The sequence below is a fragment of the Rhizobium sp. 01T444 genome, assembly GCF_056398305.1.
Genome location: NZ_JBFTPD010000027.1, coordinates 60099 through 81126 on the forward strand (window position 1 = coordinate 60099; position 21028 = coordinate 81126).

General features: G+C 61.5%; 17 protein-coding genes and 1 pseudogene. 13 read left to right on the forward strand and 5 right to left on the reverse strand.

Annotated features, from left to right (window positions below; genetic code table 11):
• Positions 1-150: 150 nt before the first annotated feature.
• The 3 genes from AC1DTN_RS28390 to AC1DTN_RS28400 form a co-directional block, all read right to left on the reverse strand.
• On the reverse strand, positions 151-690 hold the full coding sequence (locus AC1DTN_RS28390) for a cytochrome b (RefSeq protein WP_113320735.1): 540 nt from the start codon (positions 688-690) through the stop codon (positions 151-153).
• On the reverse strand, positions 687-1733 hold the full coding sequence (locus tag AC1DTN_RS28395) for a catalase family peroxidase (RefSeq protein WP_113320736.1): 1047 nt from the start codon (positions 1731-1733) through the stop codon (positions 687-689). Before AC1DTN_RS28395 ends, AC1DTN_RS28390 begins: the two co-directional genes overlap by 4 nt.
• A gap of 616 nt (positions 1734-2349) precedes the next feature.
• Entirely contained in the window at positions 2350-3288 is a 939-nt protein-coding gene (locus AC1DTN_RS28400; RefSeq protein ID WP_442206531.1) for a sugar-binding transcriptional regulator, read from the reverse strand.
• Positions 3289-3362: 74 nt separating this feature from the next.
• On the opposite strand from AC1DTN_RS28400, the gene AC1DTN_RS28405 reads away from it, so the two are divergent.
• The 11 genes from AC1DTN_RS28405 (at position 3363) to AC1DTN_RS28455 (ending at position 15554) form a co-directional block, all read left to right on the forward strand.
• Positions 3363-4076 (forward strand): HAD-IA family hydrolase, encoded by a 714-nt coding sequence (locus AC1DTN_RS28405; protein WP_113320738.1) that lies wholly within the window; start codon positions 3363-3365, stop codon positions 4074-4076.
• Between the two features lie 170 nt (positions 4077-4246).
• A complete protein-coding gene (locus AC1DTN_RS28410) occupies positions 4247-5881 on the forward strand; it encodes an ABC transporter substrate-binding protein (protein ID WP_113320739.1) in 1635 nt (544 codons plus the stop codon).
• An 82-nt stretch (positions 5882-5963) separates the two neighbouring features.
• Positions 5964-6980, forward strand: coding sequence for an ABC transporter ATP-binding protein (locus AC1DTN_RS28415; protein ID WP_477923601.1), 1017 nt, complete (start codon positions 5964-5966; stop codon positions 6978-6980).
• Positions 6977-7960: an ABC transporter ATP-binding protein gene (locus AC1DTN_RS28420; RefSeq protein ID WP_113320741.1), complete on the forward strand. Its 984-nt coding sequence runs from the start codon at positions 6977-6979 to the stop codon at positions 7958-7960. Before AC1DTN_RS28415 ends, AC1DTN_RS28420 begins: the two co-directional genes overlap by 4 nt.
• A gap of 12 nt (positions 7961-7972) precedes the next feature.
• Entirely contained in the window at positions 7973-8902 is a 930-nt protein-coding gene (locus AC1DTN_RS28425; RefSeq protein ID WP_113320742.1) for an ABC transporter permease, read from the forward strand.
• An 11-nt stretch (positions 8903-8913) separates the two neighbouring features.
• Positions 8914-9792: an ABC transporter permease gene (locus tag AC1DTN_RS28430; protein ID WP_477923603.1), complete on the forward strand. Its 879-nt coding sequence runs from the start codon at positions 8914-8916 to the stop codon at positions 9790-9792.
• 33 nt (positions 9793-9825) lie between these two features.
• Positions 9826-10569: a glycerophosphodiester phosphodiesterase family protein gene (locus AC1DTN_RS28435; protein ID WP_477923605.1), complete on the forward strand. Its 744-nt coding sequence runs from the start codon at positions 9826-9828 to the stop codon at positions 10567-10569.
• Positions 10570-11211: 642 nt separating this feature from the next.
• A complete protein-coding gene (locus tag AC1DTN_RS28440; RefSeq protein ID WP_113320746.1) occupies positions 11212-12660 on the forward strand; it encodes a hypothetical protein in 1449 nt (482 codons plus the stop codon).
• Positions 12638-13468: a hypothetical protein gene (locus tag AC1DTN_RS28445; RefSeq protein ID WP_477923607.1), complete on the forward strand. Its 831-nt coding sequence runs from the start codon at positions 12638-12640 to the stop codon at positions 13466-13468. Before AC1DTN_RS28440 ends, AC1DTN_RS28445 begins: the two co-directional genes overlap by 23 nt.
• On the forward strand, positions 13468-14619 hold the full coding sequence (locus tag AC1DTN_RS28450; protein WP_477923609.1) for a hypothetical protein: 1152 nt from the start codon (positions 13468-13470) through the stop codon (positions 14617-14619). Before AC1DTN_RS28445 ends, AC1DTN_RS28450 begins: the two co-directional genes overlap by 1 nt.
• Positions 14613-15554 carry an OmpA family protein gene (locus AC1DTN_RS28455; RefSeq protein WP_113320749.1) on the forward strand — a complete coding sequence of 314 codons (942 nt, stop codon included), beginning with the start codon at positions 14613-14615 and terminating at the stop codon, positions 15552-15554. The genes AC1DTN_RS28450 and AC1DTN_RS28455 overlap by 7 nt, the downstream gene beginning before the upstream one ends.
• A gap of 1106 nt (positions 15555-16660) precedes the next feature.
• On the opposite strand, the gene AC1DTN_RS28460 is transcribed toward AC1DTN_RS28455, so the two are convergent.
• On the reverse strand, positions 16661-17701 hold the full coding sequence (locus AC1DTN_RS28460; RefSeq protein ID WP_113320751.1) for an AraC family transcriptional regulator: 1041 nt from the start codon (positions 17699-17701) through the stop codon (positions 16661-16663).
• Between the two features lie 152 nt (positions 17702-17853).
• Here AC1DTN_RS28460 and AC1DTN_RS28465 point away from each other — a divergent pair, with 152 nt between their 5' ends.
• Positions 17854-19248: an FAD-dependent oxidoreductase gene (locus AC1DTN_RS28465; RefSeq protein WP_477923611.1), complete on the forward strand. Its 1395-nt coding sequence runs from the start codon at positions 17854-17856 to the stop codon at positions 19246-19248.
• A 227-nt stretch (positions 19249-19475) separates the two neighbouring features.
• Here the strand turns inward: AC1DTN_RS28465 and AC1DTN_RS28470 are convergent.
• Positions 19476-20035, reverse strand: a pseudogene (locus AC1DTN_RS28470) (alpha-L-fucosidase); the annotation flags it as partial.
• A 4-nt stretch (positions 20036-20039) separates the two neighbouring features.
• On the opposite strand from AC1DTN_RS28470, the gene AC1DTN_RS28475 reads away from it, so the two are divergent.
• Positions 20040-20828, forward strand: coding sequence for an SDR family NAD(P)-dependent oxidoreductase (locus tag AC1DTN_RS28475; protein ID WP_442206647.1), 789 nt, complete (start codon positions 20040-20042; stop codon positions 20826-20828).
• Positions 20829-21028 lie beyond the last annotated feature (200 nt).

Genomic DNA, 21028 nt, shown 5'->3' on the forward strand with positions numbered 1-21028 from the left:
AAGTGCAACGCACGATTGCGTTGGCGATCAGCTGTGAGGCGGTTCATCCAGGTACCGGCGGTAGATGCMGTAGCCGAAGGCACCCTCACACTCAGCGCTGCCTCGGTTGAGGGCCTGGCGGTGACGATAACCCTTCCACGAACACCACCGTTATTTGCCAGGCAGCATAGTCTCGAGGACCCCATCGCGACGGACGAGCCCGTGGAAAAGCGCCGCCGCAAGATGCATCAACACAAGAGCGAAGAACGCGAAGGCAAGATAGTAATGCGCGCTCCAGAGCAGTGCGTGCAGGGTGTCGCTCTGCGGCAGTATCGGGGGGAGCCTTATGCCGCCATAGAGCACGACTGGGTAAGCGGCGGCGGACAACATCGCCCACCCGATCAAGGGCATCCCTATCATCAGCACGTACAAACCTACGTGGGACAGATGAGCGGCAAGCTTCATCGGTTCCGGAAGGTCTGCGGGCAACGGTGGAGCGCCGGATATGAAGCGAACCACGAGGCGAACCAGGGCAAGGACAAGAATGGCGATCCCTAACGTCTTATGCGTCAGCAAGAGCGGCACATACTCACGTCCGATGGTGGAAACCATTCCGACGCCGATGAATAGCATTGCCAGGATGCCTATCGCCATCAGCCAGTGCAACAAGCGCTGGATGGTGGAGAATCGTGTCTTGGTGCCGTCCGTCATGGCTTCGCGCTCGCTCCTGTTCGAGGATAACTGCTCGCTTCCGATGTCCGCAGATCATAGGATTTGGCATAGGCTGCCGAGCGGGCCGCGGGGAACGGATCATCGGAAACCTTGATTCCGTCAGGCAGGATGGTCGGGTCGAAATTGATGTCACGGCATGGGCCGTCCGCCTCCGGCTCTATTTTCTGCACGACCAGAGTTCCAGCTTCGACAGTACGCCGCCCCGGGGGCCAGGCCTTGGTAGGATCTGATATTGGATCGGAGGGATCGGCCACCGTCAGCAGGAGCGTCCAACGCTGAGGCGACCTCGCAACGCGTTCGGTTATATCTTGCTCGAGATGATTGGCGCCGAGCTTGGCGAAGTCTTCGGCCGTGATCGGCGCGGCCTGCGCCTCCGGACGCAAAGACCAACGAACGGCGTGCTCTACGCCCGACCCATCCTTGAACATGAATGCATTGAGGCTGTTGAACGCCACCTCGGCGTAGCTGGCCGTCCAGGGAGCCGTGGTCGCCCACTCGCCGAACGCAGCGAATTCTGGATGCGCTGCCACAAAGCCTTTCATCGCTTCCGGATCCTTGCTCGCAGACGCATTAAGCAAGTCGTAGAAACCTTGCGGCGTGGAGACCGCAAAAACAGGCGGATCGATCAGAGCCATCCGCCAGACGTTGCCGTCGGGCGCTGCGATCTGCACGCCAATGCCCCGAACTCTAACTGTCGGATCGGCAGCATTCGGGTCCGGCGTTGCGAGGTTGAAGCGGCCAAGGACGGGGTACTGTCCGGCGGCAAGCATTGACGCCCGTGAAATCGCAGTACCGTTCCCGTTCGCTTCGAATGTGCCAGTGAAGCAAACGCCCTTTGCGTGGTTTCTCCGATGTCCGAGAGCCGGTCCGCCAGGAGGCGCCAACGCATTTACGAGCTTCGTCGACGTAAGGCGGTCAGGGCTGAGCCATCCGGCAGTGTAGGCAAACGCGCCGACGCCGAAACCTATGACGGCCGCTATCAATACGAGGGATCCTAGGGCGGAACGCTGCGGGCCAGGCATCCAAGACTCTCCCTTCGTGCCAGTTCAACGCGGTGCGGGGGCTTCGATTTCAGTACACAATGAGAAGTAGCCGGATTCTATGCGCAGGGCGCACAGGGAAGATGCCACCGTCGAGCTGCCAGGTCAAACCCTCGCCGCGAACAGCGCAGGAGCTCGGCCGGCGTGCCGAGGATTTGCATCAAGATTGCGGTGCATCTTCGGCAAACCATTCGGGCTTTCGCGTCGGACTGGCTTCCGAGAATGCCTTTCGAACCCCCTGGAGATCGAGATTTGCCCCGTATACCGCTCCTCCGACTATGACCGCGCTTCCCAGTACCCATCCCCAAAAGGAATGGGCGCCTATTTTGGCCGCCTGACGAAATTCCATGTTCGTATAATCTTGTGTCGCCTTGGCACGTGCAGGCTCTACTCTCGATGCACCAGCATCGGGGTGCACGACCCGCCATCGGGCCAAAACTGTCGGCGCCGTAGCGCCTTTCGGTTGGTGGCATTTGCGACAACATTCGGGTACGTGCGGCCGAAGGGGTGGAAGGGCACACGTTCCACATTCCACCTACCATGCTCAAACCCTGCGCGCCCGCCGGTCGCCTCCCATTACGCAGGCACACACCTCACCTCATCCGCCCGCCAGCAACGCCCTTGCGCTCTCCTCATCCGTGATCAGCGCGGTTGCGAGGCCGGCGCGTACGGTGGCGGTGAGGATGGCGTGTTTGTGGATACCGCCCGAGGCGACGATGCGGCAGGGGATCCTGCGGTAGTCGGTGAGGTCGGGGGCTAGCACCTGTGCGTTCAGCGGGTGGGCGACGGGGCGGCCCTCGGCATCGATATAGCGGCCCAGCAGGTCGCCGACGGCGCCGACGGCGATGAGGTCACCGATGTCGGTTCCGGCCGGCAGGCCGTAGCGTACCTGCAGGGATTGCCTGGTCACGTCGCCGACACTCAGGTAGGAAATATCCACTTCGCAGGTCTGGCGGAAAATGCGCTCGAAGACCGATTGCGTGATGATCGCCTCGCGCGATTGCGGGCTCTCGGCATAGATCGGTGCCGCGAAATAGTGGCATTGCGCCTTCAGGACCTGCGCGAAGGCTCGCACGATCTCGAACGTGTTAATCTCCGAGCCGCGTGTCAGCCCGCCCATCATCGAGCGCAGCTCGATCCCGGGCTCGCTTGCCGGCGTCATGTTGGTGACGGTCTCGCGCAGCGTCGCGCCCCAGCCGACCCCGATGGAGCGGGGCTTGCGGGCCTGGATCAGCCGGTCGAGATAGGCGGCCGCGCCGCGGCCGAGCGCCTGGTGCAGAAGCTGCGGATCGGCAGGGGTGGGCACGACGACTGCCGCCTCCAGGCCGAAACGTCCCTGCAGGCGCGATTCCAGCTCCATGCCGGCGGCAAGCGGCGAGGCGAAGCTCACCCTGACGATGCCTTCCTCAAGGGCTGAGGCCAGGAACTCGTTCACCCGGCGACGGGTGAGGTACATGCGCTCGGCGATCTGTGCCTGCGTCAGCCCCTCCACGTGATAGAGCCAGGCCGCCCGAATTTTCAGTTCATGCGATTCCATCAATCCCCATCCCGAAACGCCTCGGCGTTACATATTTCACATTGGTGTAACATATGTAACGTAATGCCGTCTGCATGACGATAGAACTTCTGATCTTCGATTGCGACGGCGTATTGATCGACAGCGAGCCGGTGGCGAGCGGCACGCTGGCGCAGGCCCTGCAGCGCGCCGGCGTTCCCTTGAGCCACGCTGAGGTTCACCGTCGCTTCACCGGACTTTCGAGGGAGGCGGCCGGCCGCCTCTGTCGCGAGGAACTCGGCCTTGCCGATCCGGATCGTGTCTTCGCCGATGCCAAAAGCGCGCTCTACGCGGAGTTTTCCCGTTCGCTGCGGCCGATGGCCGGCATGGAAGAGCTGGTGCGGAAGGTGAAGCAGCGTAAATGCGTCGCGTCCAACAGCGACATGGAGAGGCTGCGCCGCAGCCTCGGTCTTCTGGATCTGTGGACGGAATTTGCACCGCATATCTACAGCGCCGAGATGGTGGCGAGGCCCAAGCCTGCGCCTGACCTTTTCCTTCTCTGCTCCGAAAGTCTCGACGTGGCGCCGCACCGCTGCCTTGTCATCGACGACAGCGCGCTCGGGATTACGGGTGCCGTGGCGGCCGGCATGGCGGCGATCGGCTTCGTCGATCCGGCCGATCCGCGCAGCGGACGGCACGCGGCGCTGAAGGCGGCAGGCGCTCTGCAAACGGTGGAGGGAGCGGGTGAACTGGCGCGCGCGCTCGAAGCGTTTTCGGCGGGAACCGCCGCTTCGCCTGCAAGCAAACCGGTGGTTCCTGTCGCCGGCTGATCTCGTCGCGCGGGGGCCTTGCCTCACGCGCTGGAACGGCTCTTCGCGGCATCCGCGACGGGCGCCTTTATTGAAAAATTCATGAAGCCGTCAATGCGGCGACATCTAGCTGATTTTAACAACACAGACCACGAGCGGGGGCTCGTCGGTCAAGACACAAGGAGTTTCCGATGATTTCGATCAATCGACGCGGCGCGCTCGGCCTTATCGGCGCCACCGCCGGCACGCTCGTTCTGCCGCGCCTCGCTTTCAGCCAGGGCAAGCGCCCGTCCATCACGATCGCGGTGCAGAAGATCACCAACAACAACTCGCTCGACGTCTATCACGAGCAGTCCAACGTCGGCGAGCGCATCTTCTTCCCCAACCTCTGGGAAGGCCTGATCCTGCGTGACTGGATGGGCAATCAGGGTCCGGTTCCGGGTCTTGCCACCGAGTGGAAGCGTATCGACGACAAGACGCTCGAGCTGAAGCTGCGCCAAGGCGTCAAGTTCCACAACGGCGATGAAATGACCGCCGAGGACGTCGCCTTCTCCTTCTCCAAGGAACGCGTGTTCGGCAACACGGAGCCCGCCGGTGGCAAGACCATTTTCGAAGCTGACCACAAGCCTGCGACCGCCAAGGAACTGCCGGCAACCGTTCCCGGCGTCGGACGTCGCCTGTGGCCGGCGCTCGCCGGCATCGAGATCGTCGACAAGTACACCGTGCGCCTGCACAACACGACGCCCGACGTGACGCTGGAAGGGCGCCTCTATTCCGGCGGCAGCCAGATCACCAACCGCCGCGCCTGGGATGAGGCCGCGAGCTTCACCGAATGGTCGCGCAAGCCGATCACGACGGGTCCTTATATGGTCGGCGAATACAAGCCGGACGTTTCGCTGACCCTCGTCGCCTTCGACGAATATTGGGGCGGCCGCCCGCCGCTCGAGCAGATCCGCTTCGTGGAAGTTCCGGAAGTCGCCTCGCGCGTCAACGGCCTCTTGTCTGGCGAATACGACTTCGCCTGCGACCTGCCGCCGGATCAGATCGCCGCCGTTCAGGCCGCTCCGGGCTACGAGATCCAGAACTCGACGATCTGGAACCACCGCATTTCGGTCTTCAACACCCAGAACGAGATCCTCGCCAACCCGCTGGTTCGCCGTGCGATGACCCATGCCATCGACCGCCAGGCGATCGTCGATGCGCTCTGGGCCGGCAAGACGGTCATCCCGGCCGGCCTGCAGTTCGAATCCTTCCGCAACAGCGACATGTTCATCGATGGCTGGGCGCCCCCGGCCTACGATCCCAATCTCGCCAAGGACCTTCTGAAGCAGGCCAATTACAAGGGCGATGCGATCCCCTACCGCCTGCTCAACAACTACTACACGAACCAGACGGCCAACGGCCAGATCATGGTGGAGATGTGGAAACAGGTCGGCCTCAACGTCGAGATCGAGATGAAGGAGAACTGGGCGCAGATCCACGATCCCCAGGGCATCAAGGGCGTGCGCGACTGGTCGGCTGGCAACTCGATCAACGACCCGATCACGCCGATGGTCGTGCAATTCGGCCCGAACGGCGAAGTGCAGCAGAAGAAGGACTGGACGAACGCAGAGATGAACAAGCTCGCCGTCGTCATGGAAACCTCCACCGACCGGGCGCAGCGCAAGAAGGCCATCGCCCGCATGCTGGAAATCGCCGAGCGCGAAGACCCGGTCTATCAGGTCCTGCATCAGAATGCCGTCTTCACCGGCATGAAGTCGTCGCTGAAGTGGAAGGCCGCTCCGGCCTTCGCCATGGACTTCCGCGCCACCAACTGGTCGATCTGATCGGTCCGTCACTCCGGTCTCCGGCGGCTGAAGGGCTGCCGGAGATCCTGTTTTTGATGCAAACGAAGAGCGGGGATGAAAGATGGGCTCGACCGGCTCCAATCTCGTGGAACTGCGTGACCTGAGGGTCGCCTTCGACGGGGTGCAGGTTCTCCACGGCATCGATCTCGATGTCGCCAGAGGCGAGGCGCTCGGCCTCGTCGGCGAATCCGGCTGCGGCAAGTCGGTCACGTGGCTTGCGGCCCTCGGCCTGCTGCCCGGCAAGGCGGGCGTTTCCGGCTCGGTGCAAATCGAAGGCCGCGAACTCATCGGCGGATCGCGCACGGTGCTCGAAAGCGTGCGCGGCAGCCGCATAGCCATGATCTTCCAGGATCCGTCCAGCTCGCTCAACCCGGTGCTGCGCATCGGCCGGCAGATCGCGGAAGCGCTGTGGGTCCATCGTGGGCTCGGCGGCGGGGCGGCAAAGGCCGAGGCGCTGCGGCTGATCGACATGGTCGGCATTCCCGATTCGCGCCGCCGCTTCGATCTCTATCCGCACGAGTTTTCCGGCGGCCAGTGCCAGCGCCTGATGATCGCCATGGCGCTGGCCGGTCAGCCCGATCTTCTGATTGCCGACGAACCGACCACCGCGCTCGATGCGACGATCCAGGCGCAGATCCTCGATCTCTTGATCCGCCTGCGTGCCGAAACCGGCATGGCGACCGTTTTCATCAGCCATGATCTCGGCGCAGTCAGCCAGGTCTGCGAGCGCGTCTGCGTCATGTATGCCGGACGCATCGTGGAGGAGGGCAGTGTCGAACAGCTCTTCTCCGAGCCGCGCCACCCCTATACGCGCGGCCTGTTCGATGCCATTCCGCGCCTCGACGGCGGCCGCGAACGGCTGATCCCCATTCCCGGCACCGTTCCCAATCCCAAACATCTGCCGGAGGGCTGTTCCTTCTCGCCGCGCTGTCCGCGCGCCGTCGAGTCCTGTCGCAGCGAGCGCCCGCCGCTCGTTTCCCTCGATGGCGGCCGCAACCTCGCCTGCACGCGCCCGGTGCCCGTTGCGGGCGCCGTCGAGACCCGGTCGTCCCGTATCGCCGAAGGCCTGCTGCAATGACGCCGCTCATCGAAGTCCACGATCTCGTCCGCATTTATCAGATCCGTCGCGGCCTCTTCGGCCGCCCGACGCCGGTGCGCGCCGTCGACGGCGTTTCGCTCTCGGTCATGCCCGGCGAAACACTCGGCATCGTGGGCGAATCCGGCTCCGGCAAATCGACGCTTGGGCGCATGCTGCTCGGCATAGATGACGCACAGCAAGGAAGTGTGCGCTTCCAGGGGCAGCCGATGCCGGCGCGCCATACCGCGGAATGGCGGGCACTGCGCGCCAAGATGCAGCTCGTCTTCCAGGACCCGCTCGCAGCGCTCGACCGCCGCGTAACGATTGCGAAGCAGATCGCCGAGCCGCTTGATATCCACAAGCTCATTCCTAGGGAGCATCAGGGGTCGCGCGTGACGGAACTGATGCGGGCCGTCGGCCTACGCGATGACCAGGCCGACCGCTATCCCCACGAACTTTCGGGCGGCCAGCGCCAGCGAGCCGTGATCGCCCGGGCGCTGGCTTCGCGGCCAAAACTGCTCGTCTGCGACGAGCCGGTTTCGGCGCTCGACGTCTCCATCCAGGCGCAGGTCGTCAACATGATGCGCGACCTGCAGGAAAAGAACGGCATTGCCATGGTCTTCATCAGCCACGACCTGAAGGTGGTGCGCAACATCGCCGACCGCGTCGCGGTCATGTACCTCGGCCGCATCGTCGAGGAGGCTTCTTCCGACGTCATCTTCCGCGCCCCGCAGCATCCCTACACGAAGGCGCTGGTATCCAGCGTGCCCATTCCCGGCAAGCCGCTGGAAGGCCGCGTCATCCTGCAGGGCGAACCGCCGAACCCGGCCAAGCGCCCCTCTGGCTGCGCCTTCCATCCGCGCTGTCCGCTGGCCCGCGACATCTGCCGTTCCGTCGTGCCGGAGCTCCAAGGGATCGGCGAGTACCGCACCGCCGCCTGCCATGTCGTGGCGGGCGAGACCACGCCGGTGGCGGCATAAGGGGAGGGTTCCATGATCCGTTTTGTTCTCGTCCGCCTGTTCCGTGCGATGGTGACCATCATGGCGGTCGTCACCTTCGCCTTCGTGGTCCTGCGCATGTCGGGCGATCCCGCCATGGTGATGCTCGGGCCTGACGTGCCGCGGGAGGCGGTCGATGCCTTCCGCAAGGCATGGGGCCTCGACCAGCCGCTCTGGATCCAATATCTCGCCTATATCAAGTCGATCTTCACCGGTGATTTCGGCGTCTCGATGCGTGACAAGGCATCCGCAATCCAGCTGGTGCTGGAACGTGTGCCGGCGACACTGCAGCTGACGGTGCCGGCCCTCATCCTGAAGCTCGTCTTCGGCATTCCGGCCGGAGTCTACGCGGCGCTGCACCGGCAAAGCTTCTCTGATCGCGGTGTCATCCTGCTAGCCGTCCTCGGCTTCACCATTCCCTCCTTCGTGATGGGACTGCTGCTCGTGCTGCTCTTCTCGGTCATCCTCGGCTGGCTGCCCTCGGGCGGGCAGGATACCTGGGTGCACGGCATTCTGCCGACGCTGACCATGAGCATCGGCGGCATCGGCATCCTCGCCCGCTTTTCGCGCAGTGCCATGATCGAGGTGATGGGCCAGCCCTATATCCGCACCGCCTCGGCCAAGGGGCTGACATGGCGCGACGTGGTGTGGAACCACGCATTGCCCAATGCGGCGGTGCCGATCGTCACGATCGTCGGCTTCATGGTCGGCTCGCTGATAGCGGGCGCGGTCGTCGTGGAATCGATCTTTTCCTGGCCCGGCATCGGCCGCCTGCTGGTGGTCTCCGTCAGCAATCGCGACCTCGCCGTCGTTCAATGCATCCTGCTGATCATCGCCGCCGTCATGGTCCTGTCGAACCTCGTTGTCGACCTGCTCTACGGTTGGCTCGATCCGCGGCTTCGCTCGCACGCGGCCGGACATTGAGGAGAAAGCCGATGGCAACTGTCGATCTCGCCGGTACGCCGGCTTCCGGAAAGCCGAACCGCCTCGTCTCCTTCCTGCGCCGCAACGTGCCGCTCTCGGTGGCGTTCGGCCTGCTGTGGCTTGCGGCAATGGTGCTGACGGCCATTTTCGCCGATACCATCCGCCCGTTCAACATCACGGCCATGGATCTCAGCAGCCGGCTTTCGGCGCCGGGCGGGCTCAAGCATCTGCTTGGCACGGACGAACTCGGCCGCGACGTGCTTTCGCGCCTCATCCAGTCGATCCGCGTCTCGCTCGTCATCGCCTTCGGCGCGACGATCCTGTCGGCACTCTTCGGCACGCTGCTCGGGTTCCTGGCGGCGCAGCTGCGCGGCTTTGTGGAGCATCTGGTCCTGATGCTCGCCGATTTCCAGGCGGCACTTCCCTTCCTCATCATGTCGCTCGCGGTTCTCGCCTTCTTCGGCTCCTCGATGCTGCTGCTCGTCTGCCTCATGGGTTTCTACGGCTGGGAGCGCTATGCGCGCATCGCCCGCGGCCTCGCCATTGCCGCCGGCGCGCAGGGTTATGCGGCGGCGGTGGTGCAGCTTGGTGCCACACCTGCGCGCGTCTACCTGCATCATATCCTGCCGAACGTCGCCTCGACGCTGATCGTTTCCACGACCCTCACTTTCCCGGAAATCATCCTGATGGAAAGCGGGCTCTCCTTCCTTGGCCTCGGCGTGCAGCCGCCAGAAACCAGCCTCGGCAACATGGTGGGCTTCGGGCGCGAATATCTGACGCGCGCACCCTGGATCATGCTGGCGCCCGCCGCCGTCATCATGCTGACGACGCTTTCGATCTCGCTCGTCGGCGACTGGCTGCGCGACAAGCTCGACCCGACGATCCGCTAATGCTTATGAAATCAACAGGTTGAAGGATATTTCATGACGCTTATCACCGGACACCGCGGCGCCCGCAACCTCTGGCCCGAAAACTCGCTCGCCGGCTTCCGCAACGCGACCGCGCTCGGGGTCGACGCCATCGAATTCGACGTGCACCTGACGCGCTCGGGCGAACTCGTCGTCATCCACGACGCGACGCTGGAACGCACCGCCGAAGGTGTTGGCCCGGTGCAGGACCTGTCGGTGGAAGCCCGCAAGTCCGTCAGGTTGAAAGGCACGGACGAGGCCATTCCGACGCTCGCCGATGTGCTCGACGTGCTTGCCGTCAACAAGGGCATCGACCTACATGTCGAGATCAAGATCGACGAGACCGGTACGCCCTATCCTGACATTGCCGCGCGCGTCGCAGCCGAGCTTTTTCGCTTCGGTGTCGGCGAACGTTCCTACCTGACCTCCTTCGATCCGTCGGTACTGGAGGAGTGCCGCCTTCACGCGCCTGATGTTTCCCGCCTCGTCTCCGTCAACGCCGCCTGGGCCGAGAAGCAGGGCGGGCTCGCCGCCTTCATCGACCGCCTGGACGGGCTGGTGGAGATCGTTGCCATTCATCACGAGCTGATGGAAGCCGAATGGGACTTGATCCGCAGCCGGCTGCCGCTCGACCGCCTCTGTGTCTGGACCGTCAACGACGAGCCCGGCATCCGCCACTGGCTGGAGCGCGGCATCGGCAGCCTGACCTCGGACAGCCCGGATCTGGCGCTGACACTGCGCGCCGGTATTGCTGCGTGAGCTATGGCTTTGCCACTTCGCCTAGCGGGGAACGGTCCGCTAGGCCTGTGCCATTGGATCAATGACGCGGTCATGGCGCTGTGCGTTCGGCTGGTCGGCTTGGACATCATGCGAAATGGTCGACGGCCAGCTTTCGTCCACATATCGAAAGCGGCACCACCGATGACGCATCCGCCATATCGAGGCAGGCCGTATCAATCTCGGCTTCATACGGCCAGTGGAGCTACTGGCTCGAGCGGCGGTTCCCTGCGTCCAGAGTGGGATACAATAACACCGAAGACCAACACCGCGAAGATAACTGCCGAAGTCGATTTCGATGTCGTCTTGTGCCGGCGTTTTCGCGCCATATCAACTTCCGATGGAATGCCCGCGATTATGACATTCTTGCCATTGCACCCTCAAGTCGATCGGAGAGCCGGACTTTTTTTGGTGGATTGGCGTCCGAATCCACAGCTTTAGGTAGCCCGGTCGCCGAGCCGGAACCGTTTTATCCGCCGCCTGGAAGGATGTTCTTGCCGACACAGATTAACCGTGGTGAGCGATTAAACTCCGATCGTTGACGCAGCTGCTGGACCGATCACAACCTCTGAGCTACGCATTACAAGTTAGGATTTCCGCAACCATGTTTCCGATGAGGACGCATTGCCGTTTGAAGCACTAAACAAGCTCTGGACCAGTGTTCGCGAATCCAGTCACGACTTCCGCGCATCCACGGAGATTTTCGCGTCACTCGATACGGACAAACTGGTCCAGACGCTGGAAGTCCGGGAGAAGGGTGCTGAAAACGGAAAGGCTAACCGTCCCGCACCGTCGGCACAGTCGCTGGACGAGGTCGAGCAGCGTATCGTCGGCCGCATCGAGCAGGAAAAGGCATCGGCCTATCAAGTGCTGGAGGATCAATTCCAGACCTTCGACGGACGGCTTCGCAATCTCGATTTCGAGGGGCAGTTCGGGCTCATCCGGCAGGCGAACGCGTCCAGTCTTTCCGATTTCAAGGCCGAGATCGCAAGCGGCGTCGACGAACTCCATGGCTTGCGCCGCGATCTCAAGATCGCCGAAGACGAGATGACGTCTTTCAAGAGGCAGCATCGGCTGGATCGGGCGGCGAAGGTACCGAGCGCCGGAGCAACAAGCGTCAAGATCGCGTTGCTCGTCGTCTTGGTGCTCATCGAGATCGTCATGAACGGCAACTTCCTGGCCAAGGGCAGCGAACAGGGCATCATCGGGGGCATCACCGAAGCGGTAGTCTTCGCGGTGCTCAATATCGGCGCTGCGCTGTTGTTCGCCTTCTTCTGCGTTCGAAATCTCGTCCACCGGTCATGGCTACTGAAGCTCGGGGGATTGCTTGGCCTTGCAGCCTATATTGTCGTTGCGCTGGCCGTGAACCTTGCTCTAGCCCATTATCGCGAGGTGTCGGCCACCATTCTGGAAGGGGCGGGGACCGAGGTTATCAGACGAATACAAGAGAATCCGCTCGGTTTGACCGAGTTGAATTCCTGGATGCTTTTCGCCATCGGGATTTTCTTCTCGATCCTGGCATTTATCGACGGCTGCATGTTGACCGATCCGTATCCGGGTTTTGCCGGCGTCCAGCGCCGTCTGGACGATGCGCGGCAAAATTACATTTCCGGGAAGCTGGACCTGATCGACAACCTTCGTAAGATTCGCGACGACCACAACGACAAGATCGAAGAGATCGTCAGGGATTTGAGCTCGCGCCGCCAGGAATCTGCTGCCATCATCGCCCATCGTGCGCGGAGCACGGGACTTTTCGCGGAGTACCAGAGCCACCTCGAGCGCACGGCAAACGCTGTTCTTACGGCTTACCGCGAGGCGAATCGGGCTGCGAGAACAGGGCCGGAGCCTCAATATTTTACGAGCGCGTACAAGCTGGAGCGAATAACGCCCGTCCTGAAAACGAGCGAAGAATGGGACGATCGCGTTCTATCAGAACGCATCCAGGTCGCCCAAGCAGAACTCAGCGATCAGATCAGAAAGATCGGTTCCGCGTTCGAGATGGCCGTCGAGCAGTACCACAGACTGGACAATCTATTCCCGGAGGCAGGCGTTGGCGCGGAACAGGCGGCGTAGCAGTCGTTCCAGAAAAGGCGGCTTTTCGACGGGCGCTGTTGTGGCGACGATTGCACTTTCGGCAGTCGCGCTTGCCATGATCGGAGCCTTTGGTTGGCTCAAGTACCAGGCGATGTCCAGTGTTTCGCTCGATAAGGCATCTCTATGCCCGACGACGGGTCCGACCAGCGAGACGGCCATCCTGCTCGATGTCACTGACCCGATTTCGGGCACGACATCGCTTGACCTCAAGAACCAGTTCCAGCGCTTGGTTTACGGCGTTCCGGTCAACGGAGCGATCGACGTCTACGCGCTGACCGAGAAGGAAGGTGAGCTTGAAAGAACCTTCCACGGCTGCAATCCGGGCAGCGGCGATCTGGCCAACGAGTGGACCAGCAATCCGAAGCTGGTGCAGCAACGCTGGGAGAAGGGTTTCCAGAAGCCCCTGGATGAAATCGCGGGCAAACTCGGGTCTGGCGCTTCGGGTGAATTCTCGCCGATCATGGCGGGTATCCAGCGCATAAACCTTGAAGCCTTCCAACCCTTGCCTGCAGGCATCCCTAAGACCTTGTATGTTGCCTCGGATATGGTCGAACATACTGCGGCGTTTTCCAGCTATCGCGACGGCGTTTCGATCGCCAAATTCGAAAGCAGTCCTGCACGGGAGAAATTCCGGACGTCTTTGGATGGGGTGCAGGTCAAAGTCCTAGCTTTCCAGCGGCCGGGCCAGAAGTTCAAGATGGAGGACTTGGCTGCGTTCTGGAAATCCTGGGTAGAGAAGAATAACGGCGAGTTCGCTGGTTTCACCCGTCTGGAGGGACTGGAGTGATGGCATCAAACGACACGGGAAGAACTGCGTTTCGGGACTGGGCTCCTATCGTGCTGTTCGCGGCGGTGACGATCGGGGGAATGATCTTCATCTGGTCGGCGAAACTCGCCGCCTGGTCGACATTTGTTGTGACGGCAGTGCCCCTGGTGCTAATGGCGATCTACTTCCTGGCGTCGATAGCGCTGGCTGGCTTCCGGCTGCACAATGAGCAGGCGGGCGACAACCTCTACTACATGGGGTTCCTGTTTACGCTCTCGAGCCTTGGTGTATCCCTGTACCTGTTCGCCGGGGAGACTTCGATCGAGACAATCGTCCGGAACTTCGGTATCGCGGTGACATCGACAATCGCAGGCGTGACGCTACGCATCCTCTTCAACCAGATGCGCCGGGACCCGATCGACATCGAACGCAGCGCCCGCCACGAGCTTGCGGAGATGACGCGGCGGGTCCGAACCGAGCTCGACACGTCCGCTCGCGAGTTCTCGAATTACCGCAGGGTCAGCAATCAGATGCTGACGGAGGGCTTTGAGGAGATCGGTCGCCAGGCGGAAAAGAACGGCGAGGAAATCCGCAAGGTCATCGAGTCGATCTCCAAGGAGGCCATTATCCCGATCCAGGAGGCCGCGACCAAGCTTTCATCGATCATCGAGGACCACAACAGGTCGGTGACAGATCAAGCAGCGGAAGCTACCCGCAAACTGAGTGAGACGACGGATAAGCTCTCGACGATCATCGACAAGTTCGGTGTCGCCGTGGAGGGCGTCGGTACCCGTCTCGGAGAGATCAGGCCACCCGAGGATGTCATCCGTTTCGAGCTGACACCGACAATAGACGCGATCAAGGATATGACCGCTGCCCATCTCAGGCGGATGGAGGAGGGGATCGCGGAAACACGCTCGCAGTCCGCCAAGGTGGATGATGCATTGAAGCCCTTAGCCAGCATCGACAATAAGCTGGATCGCATCGCGGAAGCGCTTGAGCGTGACAGGGAAAATCCGCAACCGTCCATCCCTTCGAAAACGGCAGACGTTGTCGTGGTCGGGGCGAGCGAGAGTGCGACGGTGGATGCCGAACCGGTTGTCCCGGATGGCGAGAAGACGGAGACCAGGCCGACACTAGACGAGCCGAAACGGCGGTTGTTCAGATGGTGACCCAGGCAAGCGGAAGCCCCAAGCTGGAGCATAAGGGATACAACCGCGGGCTCATCCTCGGGCTGACGATGGCGGAATCCATGCTTCTGCTGGTGTTCTGCCTGCTGCTGGTTGCCGCCGCCATGATCACGGCCGAGCGGAAACAGCGGATGGACGCCGAGCAGCGCCTCGCGCAGCTGGAACAGCAGAACAAGGAACTGTCCGCCCAGCTCGTAGAGGTGCAGTCGAAACTCGGCTCGAACATGTCGGCGACCGATCGCGCGAAATTCGAGAGCGAATGGCGCGAGCTGGTCTCTGCCCGGCAGATCATCGACAGGTTGAAAATGAACGACGCCAGCCCCGCTGATCTGGCCAAGCTGGCCGCGGTCGCAAAGGTACTGGCAGCGAACAACATCCCACTCGACAAAGCTCCGGACCAGCTCGAGCAACTGCTGCACGGGGACATCAAACCCCATGAATGGCCGCCTATCATTAGCCTCTCCGAAGCCGGCGGATATTACTTCACGTCAGGCAGCGCCGCGTTGACGCGGGAATTCGAGGACAAGCTTGAGACCTCGATCGCGGACCAGATTGCCGACAACCTCGAGCGTTATCAGGTCGACGTGGTCGAGGTGATCGGGCACACGGACGAGCAGCGCGTCGCCAGAAGCACATCCAATCTCGACGACGCTTCGATCGGCGTCATCGACGGCCAGTTACCTGTCGATTTCCTCCAGCCTGCCGATAATGCCGGGCTTGGACTCGCGCGGGCGATCGCGGTTGCGAATATTCTGAAGGAAAATCCGAAGCTGAAGGACGTGACCGTGTTACCGATGTCAGCTGCCCAGCTGGTTATTCCGGGTGATACGCTCACCAGCGGGCAGGCGGGAGACGTCAAGGAACGTCGCCGCATCGAGATCAGGATCAGGCGTCGGGCCGAGTCCCTGCAGCCCTGACCGGGAGCGCAGCTAGCAGCTTGCACGTATGGTGAGTGACCATAGTGGCTCGCAACGGAAGCCTGTTGCTAGCCCGTCCGATAGCACCGCGGGACGGGCGGGTCTGGTCGCTGAACGTGCCATTCAGGATATAGCGCCACCGTTTATATCGTTAGCGGCTTAGAACGTGGTCTCCTGCACCAACCACCAAACCGGGAGAAATCCCAGCGCAATAGCAGCCAACCATACGGACGCGAACTTGATCAGGTACCGCCTGCGTGCCTTCGCCTCGCTCCACTCGTAATACATCGCTGCCTACTCCCTCTCAGCAGCGGAAATTGAACCATTGAGTACCACGGGAGTCGAGTGCGAAACTGCAACACCGAATTAGCGAAAGCGATCGGATGAGGGCGGCACTTGTCTGAGCAGGTTGAGGGGAGACGGGCCGGAGGTTGGGCGACTGTCCGTTTCAAGTCACAGCTCTTTAAGAGAGCCGCCCGTGCGAACCAAACTCGACGCCATGTTGTCGCAAGCGCCTACCTTACGGACATATCGGGAGGCTCCGAGACCAGGAAATTTCCGTTGACCATGGCCGCTGACCATGGCCGCTCCGGGCCAGCGTCATTCGCTCTACCACAGCGCCTGGACGGCGATGACGACGAGAAAAGCAACTACCACCACGGAAACCATCCGTAAAACTGTGCGATTGGCCTGGGCGAGTACCTCTGGCTTCGGGTCTCGCTTGGGATGGAATTTGTGGCGACGTTTCTGTGGCGCTCCCGCTTGGGACGATTTGTTTGCTGCGGCCATGGCTGTTTCGCTCGTGGTGGATTTCCGGAACGCCAATCTAGCATGAAAGCTGTCTGGCGCTTAGTGCAGCGACACTGCGCTCGCGCTCCACGAAGGCTTGGTAGGTGTGGACCTTCTGGCCAGAACAGCYTGCGTTGTGCGGGATGAAATTCATTGAGAAGGAGGGCGCCGCCATCCGCCGCAAGCTCTCGCATCACTCAAAAAAGCGGTCCAAGTCTTGGTGGTGGCGGAAAAGGCCCCGCGGACCGTACTGTCTGATTTGACGCGTTCAGTCAGGCGTAAGCAGCAACAGCGACGTTGGAATATGCTGGGAAAGTCTAGGCTTGGTTCGAGACATCCCGATGCTCTTCGGATTGACGTATCTGAGGGTCGGCGGCGCTGGATGCACCGTCCGTGTCCGTCGTCGCTTTGGCCGTCCGGGAAGCGCGCCATTGGGCGGGGGTCAATCCGAGATGCTGCTTAAAGGCCCGCTGGAAGGCAGCTTCAGATCGATACCCGGCCAGATCGGCCGCCGTAGCGGTCGACGTCGTCGGCATCCGCAGCGCATTGGCTGCCAGGGTGATGCGAACGTCTTGAAGAAGTTCGCTAGCGGAGCGACCCAAACTGCTCTCGAAGTAGCGGGCCAAAGTCGCCCGAGACAAGTTGCAAAGGCTTGCCAGTTTTGAAAGCGTCCATGGGCGGGCAGGTTCGAAGAAGATCGCGTTGAGCGCGGGAGCGAGCCTGACGTGGCTCGCAAGGGCGACCAGCCCTAGTGGCGCATCGTGGGATTGACTTGCCAGTCGCAGCGCCAGCGTGAACAACGCTGCCGAAAACGCGTTGAGCATCGCCTGACCGCCAATCCCCTCGACATTTGCCTCAGCCCGCATGAGGCCAACAAGGGCCTCCATCTGTTGGCGCGTCACGGATTGTGGCGATATCGCTGATTTTGATGTTCCTCGTACGATCATCCGTGAACGCAGATAAGTCCCCAGCAGACGGTCGTGAGGAGGGGCAAGCACAAAGCGGCCGCAAAGCATGTCCAGCCGTTCGCCCTGACCGGAGTTCTCGCTGATCACGACGTTCAGCCCTTGCCTTTGCGTCGCCTTCACCGGCTCGGTGCCGCTGCCATCGGTGAGGACGTGCGGTGCTCCAGCGGGGACCAGGAGGATGTCGCCAGACGTGAGACGCTGTGCTTTGTTGCCATGGCGATCATTCAGCCATGCCTCGCCGCTCAATATCACGTGATAAACGATGTCCTGGGCGGCCCCCTGCTCATACGCAACCCGCCAAGGTGCACCATAAAGGCAATGAAGCTCCAGCTTGCCGGTGACCGGCATCATTTCGAGCAGACGGCTAAGCCAATCGATGCGCTGCGACATGTCGATCTTTCCAGAATGAGCTGATCAAGCATGAATATGAGCTAAATTGGCATTAATCAAATCATGCTGCCGTTATAGCCTCCTCCCATTGTCATCGCAGAGGCAGATCGCATTCGACGCGCTGGGCTTCTGCCAGCTGAAGGGGAATTCCTATGCACGATATTGAGAATTTCGACACACTGATCCTTGGTAGCGGCCAGGGCGGCAAATTGCTTGCTTGGCACCTGGCTCGTTCCGGTGAGAAAGTTGCGGTCGTCGAACGAAGATGGGTCGGCGGTTCCTGCCCGGCGGTCGCCTGCCTGCCGAGCAAAAACGAGATCTGGAGTGCGCGGGTCGCTCATCTGGCTCGCCATGCGGCAGAATTTGGTACTGCGACTGGATCGGTGACCACCGATATGGCGGCCGTCCGCCGGCGCAAGCAAGCGATGGTCGATCGGGAGATTGCGTTTCACCTTGATGCCTACAAGGCGAGCGGTGCCGAACTCATCATGGGGGAGGGAAAATTCGTCGGGCCGAAGACCATCGAAGTCAGCTTGAATGACGGCGGCCAGCGCAGGCTTTCCGGTAACCAGGTCGTGGTGAATGTCGGCAGTCATGCTGCGATACCGGATATCTCTGGCCTGTCGGCAGCGCGCGCAATGACCCATATCGAGGCGCTGGAGCTCGACTACCTGCCGTCGCATCTGATTGTGCTCGGAGGCGGCTATGTGGGTATCGAAATGGCGCAAGCGTACCGCCGCTTCGGCAGTCGCGTGACCATTGTCGAACCCTCGCAGCGATTGATGGGTCGGGAGGACGCCGATGTTGCCGAGGAGATGCAGCGTATACTTGTTTCAGAGGGTATCGAGGTCCTTTTGGGTGCAAAACCGACACAAGTGTGGGGCTTGTCGGGGGACGCTGTTGTCGTCGAAGTTCATACCGACGCCGGAAACCGAACCGTCGAGGGTAGCGACTTGCTGGTGGCGGCTGGCCGGGTTCCAAATACTGCGGACATCGGACTTGAGAAGACCGGCGTCGAGCTGGATGATCGCGGGTTCATTCGCGTCAGTGAGCGTCTGGAAACTACAGAAGAAGGCGTTTGGGCGATCGGTGAGTGCGCCGGCAGTCCGCAGTTTACGCATGTGTCCGTTGACGATTTCAGGATCGTTCGTGACAACATGGCGGGAGGCAACCGTCGCACAGACGCGCGCCAGATCCCCTATGTAATGTTTACAGATCCTCCGCTTGCTCGTGTTGGCATGAGCGAAAGCGAGGCCCAGCACCTGGGCATTGCCTATCGTGTCGCGACGCTGCCAATGGGAAATGTGTTGCGCACCGAAGCGACCGAGGAGACCCAAGGCTTCATGAAAGCCGTGGTAAGCGCGAATGATGATCGCATCCTGGGCTTTACGATGATCGGCTCCGAGGCTGGAGAGGTCATGGCTGTGGTTCAAACGGCAATGATGGCCGGACTGCCATACACCCAGCTTCGCGAAGCGGTGATCGTGCACCTGACGATCGCGGAAGGACTCGGCCCGCTTTTTGCTCGTATTCCCCCACTGCGATAGTTGCTCAGGGCGTTTTGGGCGCACAGAGAATACGCCGTCAGGCTTTCACCAACCGACATCGATAAGGTGAGCATTCGGCCAGGTGGTACATCTACGATTTTCCAGGTCGGTCGAGCATTCAAAGAGGAATGACCTATCGCCGCCCTAGAGTTCGACGTGTCAGAAACCTTTTTTCCTGGGCCGGGACGTTTCCCGGTCCAGGCAAGCTGTCACGCGTGCTGATCGCTTCAATCCTGAATGGAGGGGGCGCTTCCCGGCTTGAGTTTGACGTCGATGACGGGGACCACGACCTTGGGTCGGCGCACCGGCAGGACGAATGTCAATTGATCGTCGGCGACGGGGAATTGGGTATTCGACCATAAGGTATTGGCGGACGGCTGCAGCCAGGTGACCTCGCTGCCGTCATGCAGGAATTGCGCATATTCGATCTTGCCCGCCAGCGCATCGAAATGCAGATGGCGATAGGGCCAGTTGAAGAGGTGGATGTAGAGGCGATCGCCATTCTGGGTCAGCCGGCAATCGAGCGGCGCGGAGAAATCGGACTGGATGCAGCAGACGATGCTGCGCTCGTGCAGCGCCATCCACTCCTCATAAGTGGCAAGGCTGCAATCGCGCGGTGGTCGAGCGTGCCGCGCGCCGTCGGCCCGACATTCATCAGGAGATTGCCGCCCATGACAACGGTGCCGACCAGCATCTGCACCAATTGTTCCGCGCTCCAAGTATCCTCGTCGCGGTGGTAACCCCAGGAGCCGCTCAGCGTATGACAAGCTTCCCAGACGCGCATGCCGCAATTGCGCGGCGGTGCCGTGCAAAAGGGTATTGAACTCTTCGATCTGTCCGGCAAACGTGCTCTGATTACCGGATCCAGCCAAGGCATCGGGTTTAGCCTGGCTCAGGCCCTGGCCGCGGCGGGTGCCGAAATCGTGCTCAATGGCCGCGATGCCGAAAAGCTCGCTACCGCGGCCGGGCTCCTGAGCGCGGCCGGCACGCCGGCGCAAACGCTGCTGTTCGACACGACCGACGCCAGGGCCGTACGTGCAGCCATCGACGCGTTCGAGCAATCCACAGGACCGATCGATATTCTCGTCAACAATGCCGGCATGCAGCATCGCGCCCCGCTAGAGGAGTTCGAGCCCGACATGTTCGAACTGCTGATGCGAACGAATGTCTCCGGCGCCTTCAACGTCGGCCAGGCCGTCGCACGCCACATGATCGCACGCGGGCGCGGCAAGATCATCAACATCGCTTCGATCCAGACCGCGCTTGCCCGGCCCGGAATTGCGCCCTATACCGCAAGCAAGGGCGCGCTCGGCAATCTCACCAAAGGCATGGCGACCGACTGGGCCCGCCATGGGCTGGCAGTCAATGCCATCGCCCCCGGATATTTGATACGCCGCTCAACGCAGCGCTCGTGGCCGATACCGAGTTTTCGAGCTGGATCGGGCGGCGCACGCCGGCCGGCCGCTGGGGCAGACTGGGAGGAACTGACGGGCGCCTGTATTTTTCTTGCCTCGGACGCCTCAAGTTATGTCAATGGTCACATACTTTACGTGGATGGAGGCATGTCGGCATGTCTGTGAGAGCCAATAAGACACTGGCGATTGGGCCGGCAAGCCGCTGATCGGCATTCTATCCACCTGGTCCGATCTCGATCCGCGTCACGCCCATTTCAGGCATCTGCTGCCGATGCTGAAGGCGCTGCTGCCATCCCGATATTCCCACGCTCATTGACCAAAGCTGTTGATTGATATATGAGGTAGACAGGTCTGTCTCACTTGGA